Source organism: Paraburkholderia flava (genome assembly GCF_004359985.1).
In the GTDB taxonomy this organism is placed as follows: domain Bacteria; phylum Pseudomonadota; class Gammaproteobacteria; order Burkholderiales; family Burkholderiaceae; genus Paraburkholderia; species Paraburkholderia flava.
Genome location: NZ_SMRO01000002.1, coordinates 929,468 through 944,126, shown reverse-complemented (window position 1 = coordinate 944,126; position 14,659 = coordinate 929,468). Strand labels below are relative to the sequence as shown.

The window sequence follows — 14,659 nt, the reverse complement described above, 5'->3', positions numbered from 1 at the left end:
ATTCTACAAACTTTCGCCGCCTGCGTTGGCGGGGCGGTGCCGGTGCCGGTGTGTCGCCTCCGCTCGCCTCTCTTTCCTGTGTCAGCCCAGCTGTCGTACCGCGATCCGCGCAGCTGCGGCGATTACGTCATCGCGTGGCTGCGCATTTTGCGTGCTCTGCGTGTAATAGACGCCTAGCACGATCGGGCCGTGCACCGATACGGACGCATCCGGCCATAGCACTGCGAGATCGTTCGTCGTGCCGTATTCGCCGGTGCCGGTCTTGTCACCGGCTGTCCACGTCGCCGGCACGCCTGCGCGGACGCGATGCTGGCCCGTCTTGCAGCCGATCAGCCAGTCCTTCAGTTGCTGACGCTGCGGCGCCGGCAACGCGTCGCCGAGCGCGAGCGACTGCGTGCTGTGCGCCATCGAGGCAGGCGTCGCCGTGTCGCGCGGATCGCCGGGAATTGAGGTGTCGAGCTCGGTCTCCAGGCGATCGAGACGGAACGTCGCGTTGCCGATCGAACGCGCGAACGACGTGATCGCCGCCGGTCCGCCGAGCATTTTCACCAGCACGTTCGCGGCCGTGTTGTCGCTGTACTCCAACGTCGCCGCGCACAGCTCGGCCACCGTCATGCCGTCGCCGGCGTGCGGGCCCGTGACGGGCGAATAGGTCACCACGTCGTTCGATGAATAGCGCAGGCGCTGCTGCATCAGCGCCGGTTCGGTCACGCCGCGTGTCAGCACTGCGCCGACGAGGATCAGCTTGAACGTGCTGCACACCGGAAAGCGTTCATCCGCGCGATGCCCGACTTGCTTGCCGGTCGCGGTATCGATCGCAAAGACGCCGAGACGGCCGCCGGCATCGTGTTCGAGTGCGGTGAAATCGTCGGCGTGGATTTCTGCCGCACCTGCTGTTGCACGCAGCGACAGTGCAGCAAATGGAAGAGCCGCGGCCGTTAGCAGCATGGTGCGGCGTTGGGGCGAATGAGTCATCGACAGTCCTTGTCACATGATGGAGGGTGACGCGACTGTGAACCTGTACCGATGTGCGGACAAACGATGATATTTAGGCCGTGGCAATAGAAAAACTTTTGCTTTGCTTCGCTTCGTTCGAAGCGAGTGGTCGGTGAAAATCGCCGCCCTGCTGCGGACAGGAGCACAATAACCGCCGAGACGATGCCGCACACACCGTGGTCCCCGCCCGCCAATCGCCCCCACCTCGCTTCGAAGGAAACGCTCATGGAGCAATACGGCCTCGCGAACATCTGGGAGAACGGCGACTTCGCGACGCGCGGCATTCTGGTCGTGCTGACGGTGATGTCGATCGTGTCGTGGCTGGTGATCGTCATCAAGTTCTACCGCATCGCGCGCATCCGCCGCGCGACCGCGCGCACCGATGCACGCTTCCGGCAAAGCGGTTCTTTCGACGATGCGTGGACGCTCGAGCGCCACAACGATCCGCTGCTTGCACTCGCGCGTGCGGGCTACGACGCGGCGGAACATCATCGGGACACGCCGTCGCATCTGAGCGGCCGCATCGACGTGTCCGACTGGATCGAGCGACGGCTACAGGACACGATGGACGAAACAATCGTGCGGATGCAGGGCGGCCTCGCGCTGCTTGCGTCGATCGGCAGCACGGCGCCGTTCGTCGGCCTCTTCGGCACCGTGTGGGGCATCTATCACGCGTTGCTCGTGATCAGCGAGACCGGGCAGACCTCGATCGACCAGGTCGCGGGACCGGTCGGTGAATCGCTGATCATGACCGCCTTCGGGCTGTTCGTCGCGATTCCGGCAGTGCTCGGTTATAACGCGCTCACGCGGGCGAACAGGGATATCGTGACGACGCTCAGGCGGTTTGCGCATCGGGTGCATGCGTATTTTGTTGCAGGGTTGCCGTTGACGGTGGGTGGGCAACTTTTCGCGCAAGACGATTCCACGAAGTAGCGCAGCTCTTTAAGCCGCGCTACTACGCCACGCCCCCCTCGCCTACGCCAGATAAGGCCGCTCCACCGCAAACAGCGCACGCCGTACAAACGTGCGCCACTCTTCCGGCGCGCGATCGCCCGTCACATAGATCCCCGCCATCAACGCCTGCGCACGCAGCACCACAGGCAGACCGTCCAGCACATGCGCCGCCGCCGACGCATCGCCACGACGAGCCAGCGTGAGGAAGCGCTCCAGCCTGCCCGACAGATCCGGGATGCCGTACTGCGTAGCCAGCGTCGTCAGGAAAGAATGGACAGCAGGCGTGCTCGCAGGGACGCCCATGCCTAGCGCGAGTACCGCCGTGTTCTGGTCGATGCCTGCGTCGGCGGCCATGCTTTGCGCACGCGCGCGCAGCGCGGCCGACGCGCCGGACGATGCCGCCGCCATCCGCAGCACATGGGCCTCAGCAGGCGTACCTTCGGAAAACGACACCGCCTCGTCGAGCCTGCCGGCGACGAGGAACGCAATCGGTCGATACGCGCCGGGAGTCGATGCGTCTCCATGCTCGTACATCAGCAGATCACGCACCGACGAAGACTGCTGGGCCAGCAACGCCTCGCGAGACTTCGCGGCTTCCGGATCGACCAGGCGCGCCGCTCGCAGCAATTCGACTGCTACCGACTGGCGCAGTGCGGGGCTCGTCGACATCACCACCTCGTAATCCGCCACTGCGTCACGGTAACGCCCGTGGATGCTGGCGTTCCAGCCAGCGCCGTTCGCATACCACCCGGAATCGGGCCAGTGTCGATGCCCGGCTTCGAACGCGGCGTCCTGAGCAGGACCATCCGGCATGCACCGCGTGACGAGGTAGGCCAGGTCCGAGTGGTCGGGTGACCTGTCGGCCAGTGCCCGCTGCCGCGCACACACGGTATCGTGTGCCGCCGTGCCCTTCACCGCGTCCTGCTCGAAGCGCATGGCCGTCACGTCGATCGGGAAGCGCGCACGGCGAGCCGCGAAGGCCTCGTCGAAACCGGGAACGCTGCCGGCGAGGCTCAACCAGTCGGCGAGGTAGGCGGTGTCCGGCGCATCGAAACGCACATGCGACAGCAGCATCGGCGTTGCGGCGGCCTTGTCGTTCAACTGCTCGACGAGCACGTCGGGCGACAGATCAGCCGTATCCTGCAGCACCGTGCGCGTACCGCCGCCCTGGCTCTGGATGCGCGTGGGCGGTGGGGCGAATACCACGTCCGTGGTTGCAGGCTGCCAGCGTTGCGGCGGCAGCAGACGCGCGGGATCTGCGCGGCTCACGCCATAGGTTGCTGTCCATCGACGCAACGGCGCAGCGCCTGCCACGGTGTAGACCACGTCCTTGTCGGCGCGATTGATCGGTGCGTTGAACGCTTCGATCGGATCGCCGTCCTGCGTGTGCGTCTCCACGGCGATATCGCGACCGGAGTGAATCTCGACGCGCGCATACGCGTTGGGCGCGAGTGTGAGCCGCTTTCCGTCGACGGTCGTCACCACCGGCCGCGCCAACGGGTTGTAGACCACCACGGTGGCCTTGTCGATCGACCAGCCGAACGCCAGCACCGACCCGACAATGCCAACAGCCACAGCGGCACGCGCGAGCCCTGGGAAGAATCCGCTGGCCGAGCGAAAACGGTCCCAGAAATCGAGGTGCTCGACCTGCTGGAAGCGCTCGGTATCGATGACGAGCGTGTTGTAAGCGGGAGGACACGCGGGCACGGTGGCCGGCGCTTCCGGCAGCGCCTCACCATGCGTCGCTGCAGCGATGCTCGCCTCGGTACGCAGCAACTCGCCGAGCACCGCACGGCCGAGCCGCGACAGGCAGCCGGCCGTGTGATTGATCCAGCTATCCACGATGCGCAGCCACTCGTTGATGTTCTCGCGCACTGGACCACGCAGACCCAGCTCACCCAACATCGCGGACCAGCTTTCCTGGCCAAGCTCGGTCAGCACCCGCTCGCCCGGCTGAACATAGTTCGCGTGATCGAACACATTGAGCAGCGCGCGGTGCACAGCCTCCGCATGGGTCAGCACGTCCTTCACACCGCGCTTGTCGACCGACCCGCTCGCGGTCACGCGTCGCCAGCAACGTGCGAGCGCGGCTTGCGTGTCGCGCAGTTCAGCTTCGGCATGATGCGCATAGTGCAGCACGTGCAACAGCGCTTTGAGATACGCAGCCCATTGCGGCGACAGCTGTTCGGCGTGCGCGTGATGCAGGCTACGCACGTGCTTGAGCACGTCCGCCAGACGCGTGCGTACTTCGGCACGCTCCTTCCCCACTGCATCGATCGCCGGCTGCAGCTCGCTGTGCTTGAGGATGCGTCCGCGATGGCGAATCACGCCGTCGGCGGCGGTGTACACGCCGTCGCGCAACGAACGCAGTAACGCGTGCTCCTGGTCCAGCGAACGCAGCGCTTCCAGATCCTGACTGATCGATGCGGGGTACAGCGTTTCCGGATCGAGTGCGTCGTCTGCCGGTATCTGCTCGTACAGCGCGTCGGCACGCGCGGTGTGTCGCGTAAAGGGGAAGCCCAGATAGATGCCGCGGTAATGCGGTTTCATCTGCTCGATGGCGAATTGATCGTCGAGCCGCTGCAACGTGACATCCTGCTCGACCGCAGCGTGCTCGGTCTTGCCGATCAGCTCCTGGGTCACGCGCTCGCGCAGGTCCGGTGCGTGATCGAAAAGAGACCAGGCACTGCGTGTGTCTTCCGGTGCAAACAGGTAGGTACGCTTCGCGTTTTCTTCGCGCTCGTGGTTGCGCGGATGCGTTGCCCACATGCGCGGCGGCTGCGCGAGCTCGGCCTTGAAGATGCGAAACGCCGACGCGTCGCCGACAGGCACCTGCGGCCGCTGACCGTAAGCCGGATCGTTGTAGATCCGTCCGAGCCGGGTCGCAATGGTCTGCTGCACGACGAAGACGTCGCGCGGAGGACGTTCGGAAGCGGCCTCGCCACGCACGAAACCCACGGCGCGCTCCCACGCGTCGTCGGCCACCTGCAACTGATGCAATGCGTGGATCAGCGCGTCGCTGCCGGTGAGCGACACGGCGACCAGGTCGGCCTGCATTTCCATCTCGCGCGACAGCGCGCGCTGCACGATCATCACCAGACGGAAGCCGGTATCGACGATCGAGCGCAGCGCCCACACGATGAGACTCAGCCCCCAACCGATCCACGCGATGCGAAAGTCGAAACGCGACAGGCTCAGCAGGAAACCATCCAGTGCATCGCGCTTACCGACGATATGCGCGGCGATCTGCTGCGTGGTGTACACCCATCGCCCGAGCGCCATCGAGCGTTGCGCGAAGTGCCCGAACTCGTGCGCACAGACCGCCTTGAACTCGCCCAGGTTGAGCATGTTCACGAGGCCGAGCCCGATCTCCAGATTCTTTCGCGACGGAAATACAAGATTGACGAGCGACAGGTCGTAGAACACCGCCGCATTGACCCGACCGCTCACGAATACTTTGTGCGGCCTCGGTGCGCCGGCATCGTCGGCTACCTGGTCGAGAAAAGCGAACAGGTTCGGCTGCTCCGCGCGCTTGAGTTCGATCACGCCCGCATACTCGCCCTTCCTGACGAAGAACAACGCCTTGATCAGGAACACCGTCAGAAACAGACTGCACGCGCAGACGAGGAAATCGACCGGGTTCGAATGTGCGTTGAGTGCCAGCAGCCGGTTAATGCCCGTCATTGCAAACCAGACGGTCAATGCGAGGTAAAGCGCGATGAACGTAATCAGCCCCGCTACCGCGAGCCAGGCTTTACGTTTATACGATGCGTTGGGACGCGTAAAACCGGCCGGTACGTCTGATGGCCCCGTAGGATAGTGGTTTTTCATGGCAAATTTAGTTTTAGTATCTGACGACGATTCAAGGTGTTTCGAATTGCTTGTCTACACCGAAGAAAGCCCGACTTTCTCTTTTGCTTCACCATTATGCCGGCCTCTTTGTGAAGCCACCACGTCTACTGAACAACACATTCGTATCCTTCAGGAATTATTTCCTTGAACGAACGACGTTCTGTTTTTTCAAAATAAACGGAATCGTTTTTGAGATGCTCGCGTGTTGTGCCTAAACTAAATGCAGTATTGCTTGAGAGAACCGCTAAGGGCTGTCGCCGCTTTTGCTAAAGGCATGATTGATTGAGCGCCGACGGCGTAGAGCGATGGCGCCGGAAATGAAAAAAGGACTTACGGCTCACACCGTAAGTCCTTCATCAATCTGGTCGGGGCGAGAGGATTTGAACCTCCGACCACCTGCACCCCATGCAGGTACGCTACCAGGCTGCGCTACGCCCCGAAAGCGTGAAAGTATAACAGACAGTTCTTCGGATTTGAACGCCGCCACTCGTCACGCGATACAAAACTTCTTCCTGCTAAACCGTTAGCGGCCCAGCGCGTCGAGCACTTTCAACAGTGCCTTGCGCAACGCATCGACATCGACGGCGCCTGTCGTTTGCGGGGCGGCTGTGTCGTTCGGCTCATCGACACCCGCGACATCGGCGGCGGCATTGTGCACGACTGCACCATGCGAGTCCAGCCGGTTGCGCGCGCCGTTGATCGTGAAGCCCTGCTCGTACAGCAGCTCGCGGATCCGCCGGATCAGCAGCACCTCGTGATGCTGATAATAGCGACGGTTGCCACGACGCTTCACCGGACGCAACTGCGTGAACTCCTGCTCCCAGTAACGCAGCACATGCGGCTTCACGCCGCATAGTTCGCTCACCTCGCCGATGGTGAAGTAGCGTTTTGCTGGAATCGGAGGCAAGACGACTTTTTCGATCGTCGCTGTCATCGTCAGTTAGCCGGGTGGGTTGCGCGGAAACGCACGGACGTCGACGCGCGTTCAGCGCGCGAAACTCGCTTCAGCGCCATTCTCTACCAGCGCTTTCAGCTTTTGACTTGCGTGAAACGTGACGACGCGGCGTGCGGCGATTGGAATCGCCTCGCCGGTCTTCGGATTCCTGCCGGGACGCTGTGGCTTGTCGCGCAACTGGAAATTACCGAAGCCCGACAGCTTCACGCTGTCGCCGCTCTCCAGTGCATCGCGAATCACCTCGAAGAAAGCTTCGACCATGTCCTTCGCTTCCCGCTTGTTGAGTCCGACATTATCGAACAGCAACTCGGCAAGCTCGGCTTTGGTCAGTGTCGGCGCCTCGCCCGATGCGCCCGCGGAGGATGTCGGGATATCGCGAATCATGGCGCTGCGTTGCGCCGCAAGAAGGGCTTCGAAATCACTCGAGTTCATTTCATTCATATCTGTCAAATGGCGCGCCACCCCAAAACCGGAAAATGCGGAAACTGCCGTTCGCAGGTGATCCGTGGGTTATCCGCGCAGCCGTGCGCCATATGCTCGAGCCAGACGATTCACCAGAGTCTGAATGGCCGTATCGACCGTTTCATCCTGAAGTGTCCCGCCAGTATCTTGCAAGGTTACACGGAACGCAAGGCTTTTCTCGTGCTCAGCCAACCCACTGGAAGTATTTGATTTTGGACGAAATTCATCGAAAAGCGCAACCCTTTGAACGCTCTTGCAGGCGTCGTCGGAAAGGGCCTTTTGCATCTCGTCGAGCAGTGCCTGAACCTCGATTTTCTGATCGACAACGACAGCAATATCACGCCGCACCGGCGGGAATTTAGAGACATCCGAAGGCGTCGGCAACGCACGCTGAATTAATGCGTCGGTGGCAATCTCGAACAGAATCGGCGCATGCGGCAGATCGTATTTCTGCATCCAGCGCGGATGCAGTTCGCCGATCCAGCCGACCGCGTGACCCTCGAGTTCGATACGCGCGCTGCGTCCCGGATGCAGCGCCGGATGTTCGGCCTTCACGAAACGTACGATTGCGGGTGCGAGCAGCGCTTCGAGGTCGCCCTTCACGTCGAAGAAATCGACCGCGCGTGTCGACGCGCCCCACTGCTCTTCGAGCGTGGGACCGTACGCGAGCGCGCCGACCATCTTCGGCTGCGCGTAGCCTGCGACTGCAAGATCACCATCCTTCACCGCCGCGTCGGACAGATACACGCGCCCAGCTTCGAACACGCGAACGCGATCGGCACGACGATTCAGGTTGTGACGCAATACGCTGATGAGGCTGCCGAACAGCGTGGTGCGCATCACCGACAGCTGGCTCGCAATCGGATTCAACAGTCGCACCGGCTTGTCGTTGCCGGCGAAATCCTGCTCCCACTCCGCGTCGACGAAACTGAAGTTCACGGTCTCCGCGTAATCGCGCGCGGCGAGCGCGTGACGGATCGTGTGGATCGAGCGTTGCGTTTCGTTGGTCGCGCGCATTTCGCTCGTCGCGACCGGCGGTCGCGCGGGAATCTTTTCGAAGCCGTAGATACGCGCGACTTCCTCGATCAGATCCTCTTCGATTTCGATGTCGAAGCGATGCGGCGGCGGCGTGACGACGAACGTGTCGCCGTCGCGCTCGAACGTGAGACCGAGGCGCGTGAAAATCTGCGCGATCTCGTCGGCACCGATCGCGACGCCGATGATGCGGTTCGCGCGCGACACGCGCATCTTCACCGGCGCGCGCTGCGGCAGATTGACGATCTGGTCATCGACCGGACCGGCTGCGCCGCCGCAGACGTCGAGAATCAGCTGCGTGATGCGCTCGATATGCTCGACGGTCGTCGAGTAATCGACGCCGCGTTCGAAGCGGTGCGCCGCGTCGGTCGAGAAATTATAGCGACGCGCGCGACCGCGAATGCTGTCGGGCCACCAGAACGCGGCTTCGAGATAGATGTTCGTCGTATCGAGCGTGACCGCCGTGCTGTCGCCGCCCATGATGCCCGCGAAGCTCTCCACGTGCTGCTCGTCCGAGATCACGCCGACGGTTTCGTCGAGCTCGACCGTGTTGCCGTTCAGCAGCTTCAGCGTTTCGCCGCGACGGCCCCAGCGCACATCGAGGCCGCCATGAATCTTGTCGAGATCGAACACATGCGACGGCCGGCCCAGTTCGAGCATCACGTAGTTCGAGATATCGACGAGCGCGGAGATGCTGCGTTGACCCGAACGCTCAAGACGCTCGACCAGCCATTGCGGCGACTTCGCGCGCGCATTGACGCCGCGAATCACGCGACCGGAAAAGCGGCCGCACAGATCGGGCGCCGAGATCTTCACCGGCAGCGTTTCGTTCAGCGTCACAGCTACCGGATGAATGTCGAGCGGATGCAGCGGCGCGCCGGTGATCGCGGCAGTTTCGCGCGCGACGCCGAACACCGACAGGCAGTCGGCCTTGTTCGGCGTCAGCTTGATTTCGAAAACGGTGTCGTCGAGGTTCAGCGTTTCGCGGATGTCCTGACCGATCGGCGTCGCTTCCGGCAGGATCAGTAGACCGCTGTGATCTTCCGACAGCTTCAGTTCGCGCGCGGAGCACAGCATGCCCTGGCTCTCGACACCGCGCAGCTTCGACAGCTTGATCGCGAACGGTGCACCGCCCTCTTCGGCCGGCGGCAGTTCTGCACCGACGAGCGCGACCGGCACCTTGATGCCCGGCGCGACATTCGGCGCGCCGCAGACGATGTTCAGCGTCGTGCCCGTGCCGGCATCGACCTGGCAGACGTTGAGCTTGTCCGCATCCGGATGCTTGACGACCTCGAGCACTTGCCCGACGACGATCTTCGACGTCGGCGGCGCAACCGGGCGCAGCCCTTCGACCTCGAGGCCCGCCATGGTCAGCGCATGCGACAGCTGATCCGTCGTCAGTTGCGGATCGACAAAGGTTCTCAGCCAGGATTCCGGGAATTGCATGATTCTGTGTACGTTCCAGTCAGAGTTAGGTCCACGTCCAGCGGAGGCATCGGCACCCCGTCGGCGTCACGGCTTGCGGCACGCGCCTCGTCGGCGCCGCGCAGCCGCCGGTATCAAGCTCGGGCTCAGGCGAACTGGCGCAGGAAACGCAGGTCGTTCTCGAAGAACAGACGCAGATCCTGCACGCCGTAACGCAGCATCGTCAGCCGCTCGAGGCCGCTGCCGAACGCAAAGCCGATGTAGCGCTCCGGGTCGAGGCCCATGTTGCGGATCACGGTGGGATGCACCTGACCCGAACCGGAAATCTCGAGCCACTTGCCGGCGTTCTTGCCGTGCTCGAACATCATGTCGATCTCGGCGGACGGCTCGGTGAACGGAAAATACGACGGGCGGAAGCGCACGAGAATGTCGTCGCGCTCGAAGAATTTCTTCAGGAAATCCGTGTAGACGCCCTTTAGATCAGCGAAGCTGATGTTCTCGTCGATCCACAGGCCTTCGACCTGATTGAACATCGGCGAGTGTGTCGCATCGCTGTCGACGCGGTACGTGCGGCCCGGCGCGATCACCTTGATCGGCGGCTTGTTCATGCGCGCGTAGCGGACCTGCATCGGACTCGTATGCGTACGCAGCAGTAGCGGGCGCCCTTGCGCATCGTTGCCCTCGACGTAGAACGTGTCCTGCATCGAACGCGCCGGATGGTTCTCGGGGCTGTTCAATGCGGTGAAGTTGTACCAGTCGGTTTCGATCTCGGGGCCGTCGGCCACATCGAAACCAATCGTACGGAAAATCTGTTCGACGCGCTCCCACGTGCGCATCACCGGATGCAGGCTACCGGTGCCGGTACCGCGACCGGGCAGCGTGACGTCGATCGCCTCGGCGGCGAGACGCTGGTTCAGCAGCGCATCGGCGAGCGCCTGACGGCGCGCCGTCAGCGCGGCTTCGACCTGCTGCTTGGCGACGTTAATGCGTGCGCCTTCGGTCTTGCGCGTGTCGGGATCGAGCTTGCCCAGGCCCTTGAGCAAATCGGTCAGTACACCCGACTTGCCGAGAAAGCGGGCTTTCTCGTTTTCGAGGGTCGTGATGTCAGTGGCGAGTTCGAACGCTTTCTGCGCGTCGACGACAATCTGGTCCAGATCCATTGATCCCATCTTTTCAACGTCAGTGTTCAATCAAAGCAAAACGGGCTCGACCAACAAAAAAGGGGCTCGGTGAGGAGCCCCGTTTTTGTTGCAGCGTCACCGAGACTACCGGATATTCGCTGCAACGAACCACGCAGTACAGATGTGCTAACTAGCGCAATCAGGCTGCAACGGCGGCTTTCACCTGCTGAACGATCGCAGCAAAAGCGGCCTTGTCGAACACAGCCATGTCGGCCAGCACCTTGCGGTCGAGTTCGATCGAAGCCTTCTTCAGGCCGTTGATGAACACGCTGTACGTCATGTCGTGCTGACGCACCGCCGCGTTGATACGCGTGATCCACAGTGCGCGGAACACACGCTTCTTGTTGCGGCGATCGCGATAGGCATATTGCCCGGCGCGCATGACCGCCTGCTTGGCGATGCGATAGACGTTATTGCGACGGCCGCGGTAACCCTTGGCCAGCTTGATGATCTTCTTGTGGCGGGCCCGTGCGGTAACCCCACGTTTGACTCTAGGCATTACGAACTCCTTTGAGTTTTAGTTAAGGGTTAGGCGAACGGCAGCATTGCGCGCACGGAGCTCAGATTTGACTCATGAACTGCCGTGGAGCCACGCAGGTGACGCTTGTTCTTGGTGGTTTTCTTGGTAAGAATGTGGCGCTTGAAGGCCTGACCGCGCTTGACGGTACCGCCCGGACGCACCACGAAGCGCTTTGCAGCACTCTTCTTGGTCTTCATCTTCGGCATGACGACAACTCCATTATTTGATGGATATGGGTGTGCGGTTGGCGCAAACGCCCTTTACCGCCCTTCGAAACCCACTCCACTTGGTATGCAGTAGCCCAACCCGCGACCACCGCTTTTTCAGGAACGGTGTCCGCATGCGGACACCGTTCCGAAACCTGCCTGCCTCCGCCAGCACTTCCAACGGCGAAGACGTCCTGCTTATTCTGCTGCCGGGCACGTCACACGACGCGCCCCGCTACTGCTCACTTCTTTTTCTTCGGCGCGAGAACCATGATCATCTGGCGCCCTTCCATCTTCGGCATCTGCTCGACCTGACCGACTTCGTCGAGGTCGGTGCGCAGGCGCTCGAGCACGCGCATACCAATTTCCTGGTGGGCCATTTCGCGGCCACGGAAACGCAGCGTGATCTTCGTCTTGTCGCCGTCCTCGAGGAAGCGTATGAGATTACGCAGCTTCACGTTGTAATCCCCGTCGTCGGTACCCGGCCGGAATTTGACTTCCTTGACCTGGATGACCTTCTGCTTGAGCTTGGCCTCGTGTTGCTTCTTCGCTTCCTGGTACTTGAATTTGCCGTAGTCCATCAGGCGGCAAACAGGCGGTACCGCCTGCGGAGCAATTTCGACCAGATCAACGTCCTGCTGCTCCGACAGTCGGAAAGCATCGGCGAGTTTCACGATGCCCAGCGGTTCGTTGTCGACTCCGACGAGACGCACCTCAGGTGCGGTTATTTCGCCGTTGATGCGATGCGGCTTTTCCGTAGCGATGTTACGTTTCCTCTAAAAATTAAAAAAACGAGCCGCGCTGCCACAGTGGCTCAGCGAAACGCCTGCACGTCTTCACGCAGGCGCTCGACAAAGGCTTCGACCGGCATTACGCCCAGATCGACGCCGCCACGGGCACGCACGGCTACCGTTTGTGCATCACGCTCTTTATCGCCGACCACAAGGAGGTACGGCACCTTTTCGAGCGTGTGCTCGCGTATTTTATAGCTTATTTTCTCGTTGCGCAAATCGGCCTCTACTCTAAGCCCTTGTTTTTGCAACGTTTGGGCCACCTGACAGGTGTATTCGGCCTGATTTTCCGCGATATTCATCACGACCACCTGCATCGGCGCGAGCCAGGACGGCATTGCACCAGCATGGTGCTCGATTAGAATACCGAGAAAACGCTCCATCGACCCGACGATCGCCCGGTGCAGCATGATCGGCCGGCGACGGCCATTATCCTCGGCCACGTATTCCGCGCCGAGCCGCTCCGGCAGCACCATGTCGAGCTGCAGCGTGCCGCACTGCCACGACCGGCCGAGCGCATCCTTGATGTGATATTCGACCTTCGGACCGTAGAACGCGCCCTCGCCGGGCAATTCTTCCCACGTGACGCCGCACGCAGTCAGCGCCTCGCGCAACCCCTGCTCCGCGCGATCCCAGGTTTCGTCGGTACCGGCGCGCGCATCCGGGCGCAGCGACAGCTTGATGTCGACCTGATCGAACCCGAAGTCCTTGTAGACGCTCATCGCCAGCGTATTGAACGCAATCGACTCGCTGATGAACTGCTCTTCGGTACAGAAAATATGTGCGTCGTCCTGCACGAAACCGCGCACGCGCATGAGCCCATGCAGTGCGCCCGACGCCTCGTTACGATGGCACGAGCCGAATTCGGCGTAGCGCAGCGGCAGATCGCGATACGAGCGCAGCCCGTGATTGAACACCTGCACGTGCCCCGGACAGTTCATCGGCTTGATCGCATAGTCGCGCTTCTCCGACTCCGTCGTGAACATGTTCTCGCGATAATTTTGCCAGTGGCCCGACGCTTCCCACAGCGAGCGGTCCATGATCATCGGCGTCTTGATCTCGAGATAGCCGGCATCGTTCACGCGACGGCGCATGTACTGCTCGACCTGCTGCCACAGCGTCCAGCCGCGCGGATGCCAGAACACCATGCCCGGCGACTCGTCCTGCATGTGGAACAGATCGAGCTGCTTGCCGAGCTTGCGGTGATCGCGCTTCTCGGCCTCTTCCAGCATGTGCAGATACGCGTCCTGATCTTCCTTCTTCGTCCAAGCGGTACCGTAGATGCGCTGCAGCTGTTCGTTCTTCGCATCGCCGCGCCAGTACGCGCCCGCGAGCTTCATCAGCTTGAAGACCTTCAGCTTGCCCGTCGACGGCACGTGCGGACCGCGGCACAGATCGGTGAAGCCGCCGTGCGAATAGAGCTTGATTTCATCGGTAGCCGGAATCGATTCGATGATCTCCGCCTTGTACTTCTCGCCGATGCTCTTGAAGTAATCGACCGCCTCGTCGCGCGACACGACACGGCGCGACACCGGCTCGTCTTTCTTCGCGAGCTCCTGCATGCGCTTCTCGATCTTCTCGAGATCTTCCGGCGTGAAGGGACGGCTGTACGCGAAGTCGTAGTAGAAGCCGTTGTCGATCACCGGACCGATCGTGACCTGCGCTTCCGGATACAGATCCTTCACCGCATAGGCGAGCAAGTGCGCGGTCGAGTGACGGATGATGTCGAGGCCATCGGCGTCTTTCTCGGTGACGATCGCGAGCGACACGTCATGATCGATCAACGCGGACGTATCGACGAGCTCGCCGTCGATCTTGCCGCCCAACGCGGCCTTCGCGAGACCCGGGCCGATCGACGCGGCAACTTCCGCGACCGTGACCGGATGCTCGTACTGTCGAACAGAACCGTCAGGCAAACGTATCGAAACCATTGCGCTCTCCGTGATGCCGACCGGCGGCGGCATATCCAACAACCGTAAAAAGCCAAAAAAAATGCGGCCCCGCTTTCGAGGGGCCGCATTTCACATTTTCAGCAAACTGCAAGAGCGAAAGAGGTCCTCGACTAGCGTCGTTCCGAAGTAGTTTCGGTCAACGTTCGCGGTGTCATAACCGTATTCGCCTTGATGGCGCCGATGCGCCTGCTGCTTGCCACAAAAAACTCCAGCAAGCCGGAGTTTCGATTTTCGTTGGTAGGCTCGATTGGACTCGAACCAACGACCCCCACCATGTCAAGGTGGTGCTCTAACCAGCTGAGCTACGAGCCTAAAGAAGCGAGATTATAA

General features: G+C 61.7%; 11 protein-coding genes and 2 tRNA genes. 1 reads left to right on the top strand and 12 read right to left on the bottom strand.

Annotation, left to right across the window (positions count from 1 at the left end; all coding sequences use genetic code 11):
* Positions 1 to 81 precede the first annotated feature (81 nt).
* Complete coding sequence (bla, locus tag E1748_RS15675) at positions 82 to 975, bottom strand: class A beta-lactamase (RefSeq protein WP_133648113.1); 894 nt, start codon at positions 973 to 975, stop codon at positions 82 to 84.
* Positions 976 to 1,221: 246 nt separating this feature from the next.
* Between bla and E1748_RS15670 the strand changes: the two genes are divergently transcribed.
* Complete coding sequence (locus E1748_RS15670; protein WP_133648112.1) at positions 1,222 to 1,929, top strand: MotA/TolQ/ExbB proton channel family protein; 708 nt, start codon at positions 1,222 to 1,224, stop codon at positions 1,927 to 1,929.
* A gap of 42 nt (positions 1,930 to 1,971) precedes the next feature.
* On the opposite strand, the gene E1748_RS15665 is transcribed toward E1748_RS15670, so the two are convergent.
* From E1748_RS15665 to E1748_RS15610, 11 genes are all read right to left on the bottom strand, one after another.
* Complete coding sequence (locus E1748_RS15665) at positions 1,972 to 5,781, bottom strand: M48 family metallopeptidase (protein WP_133648111.1); 3,810 nt, start codon at positions 5,779 to 5,781, stop codon at positions 1,972 to 1,974.
* A 383-nt stretch (positions 5,782 to 6,164) separates the two neighbouring features.
* Positions 6,165 to 6,241 (bottom strand) — tRNA-Pro (locus E1748_RS15660).
* A gap of 84 nt (positions 6,242 to 6,325) precedes the next feature.
* Positions 6,326 to 6,736: a MerR family transcriptional regulator gene (locus E1748_RS15655; RefSeq protein WP_133648110.1), complete on the bottom strand. Its 411-nt coding sequence runs from the start codon at positions 6,734 to 6,736 to the stop codon at positions 6,326 to 6,328.
* Between the two features lie 51 nt (positions 6,737 to 6,787).
* Positions 6,788 to 7,198, bottom strand: a complete 411-nt coding sequence (locus E1748_RS15650) for an integration host factor subunit alpha (RefSeq protein WP_133649381.1) — start codon at positions 7,196 to 7,198, stop codon at positions 6,788 to 6,790.
* Between the two features lie 69 nt (positions 7,199 to 7,267).
* Entirely contained in the window at positions 7,268 to 9,700 is a 2,433-nt protein-coding gene (pheT, locus tag E1748_RS15645) for a phenylalanine--tRNA ligase subunit beta (protein WP_133648109.1), read from the bottom strand.
* A gap of 125 nt (positions 9,701 to 9,825) precedes the next feature.
* Positions 9,826 to 10,839, bottom strand: coding sequence for a phenylalanine--tRNA ligase subunit alpha (gene pheS, locus E1748_RS15640; RefSeq protein WP_166653573.1), 1,014 nt, complete (start codon positions 10,837 to 10,839; stop codon positions 9,826 to 9,828).
* A gap of 160 nt (positions 10,840 to 10,999) precedes the next feature.
* Positions 11,000 to 11,359, bottom strand: a complete 360-nt coding sequence (gene rplT, locus E1748_RS15635; RefSeq protein WP_006052502.1) for a 50S ribosomal protein L20 — start codon at positions 11,357 to 11,359, stop codon at positions 11,000 to 11,002.
* Positions 11,360 to 11,388: 29 nt separating this feature from the next.
* Positions 11,389 to 11,586 (bottom strand): 50S ribosomal protein L35, encoded by a 198-nt coding sequence (gene rpmI, locus E1748_RS15630; protein WP_133648107.1) that lies wholly within the window; start codon positions 11,584 to 11,586, stop codon positions 11,389 to 11,391.
* Between the two features lie 242 nt (positions 11,587 to 11,828).
* Positions 11,829 to 12,350 carry a translation initiation factor IF-3 gene (gene infC / locus E1748_RS15625; RefSeq protein ID WP_133648106.1) on the bottom strand — a complete coding sequence of 174 codons (522 nt, stop codon included), beginning with the start codon at positions 12,348 to 12,350 and terminating at the stop codon, positions 11,829 to 11,831.
* A gap of 50 nt (positions 12,351 to 12,400) precedes the next feature.
* Positions 12,401 to 14,308, bottom strand: a complete 1,908-nt coding sequence (gene thrS / locus E1748_RS15620) for a threonine--tRNA ligase (protein ID WP_133648105.1) — start codon at positions 14,306 to 14,308, stop codon at positions 12,401 to 12,403.
* Positions 14,309 to 14,564: 256 nt separating this feature from the next.
* Positions 14,565 to 14,641: transfer RNA gene (locus tag E1748_RS15610), tRNA-Val, on the bottom strand.
* Between the last annotated feature and the right edge of the window lie 18 nt (positions 14,642 to 14,659).

Excerpts from the sequence above, each read along its gene's own strand:
- bla (WP_133648113.1), bottom strand. The coding sequence starts at position 975 with ATGACTCATTCGCCCCAACGCCGCACCATGCTGCTAACGGCCGCGGCT.
- E1748_RS15670 (WP_133648112.1), top strand. The coding sequence starts at position 1,222 with ATGGAGCAATACGGCCTCGCGAACATCTGGGAGAACGGCGACTTCGCG.
- E1748_RS15665 (WP_133648111.1), bottom strand. The coding sequence starts at position 5,781 with ATGAAAAACCACTATCCTACGGGGCCATCAGACGTACCGGCCGGTTTT.
- E1748_RS15655 (WP_133648110.1), bottom strand. The coding sequence starts at position 6,736 with ATGACAGCGACGATCGAAAAAGTCGTCTTGCCTCCGATTCCAGCAAAA.
- E1748_RS15650 (WP_133649381.1), bottom strand. The coding sequence starts at position 7,198 with ATGAATGAAATGAACTCGAGTGATTTCGAAGCCCTTCTTGCGGCGCAA.
- pheT (WP_133648109.1), bottom strand. The coding sequence starts at position 9,700 with ATGCAATTCCCGGAATCCTGGCTGAGAACCTTTGTCGATCCGCAACTG.
- pheS (WP_166653573.1), bottom strand. The coding sequence starts at position 10,839 with ATGGATCTGGACCAGATTGTCGTCGACGCGCAGAAAGCGTTCGAACTC.
- rplT (WP_006052502.1), bottom strand. The coding sequence starts at position 11,359 with ATGCCTAGAGTCAAACGTGGGGTTACCGCACGGGCCCGCCACAAGAAG.
- rpmI (WP_133648107.1), bottom strand. The coding sequence starts at position 11,586 with ATGCCGAAGATGAAGACCAAGAAGAGTGCTGCAAAGCGCTTCGTGGTG.
- thrS (WP_133648105.1), bottom strand. The coding sequence starts at position 14,308 with ATGGTTTCGATACGTTTGCCTGACGGTTCTGTTCGACAGTACGAGCAT.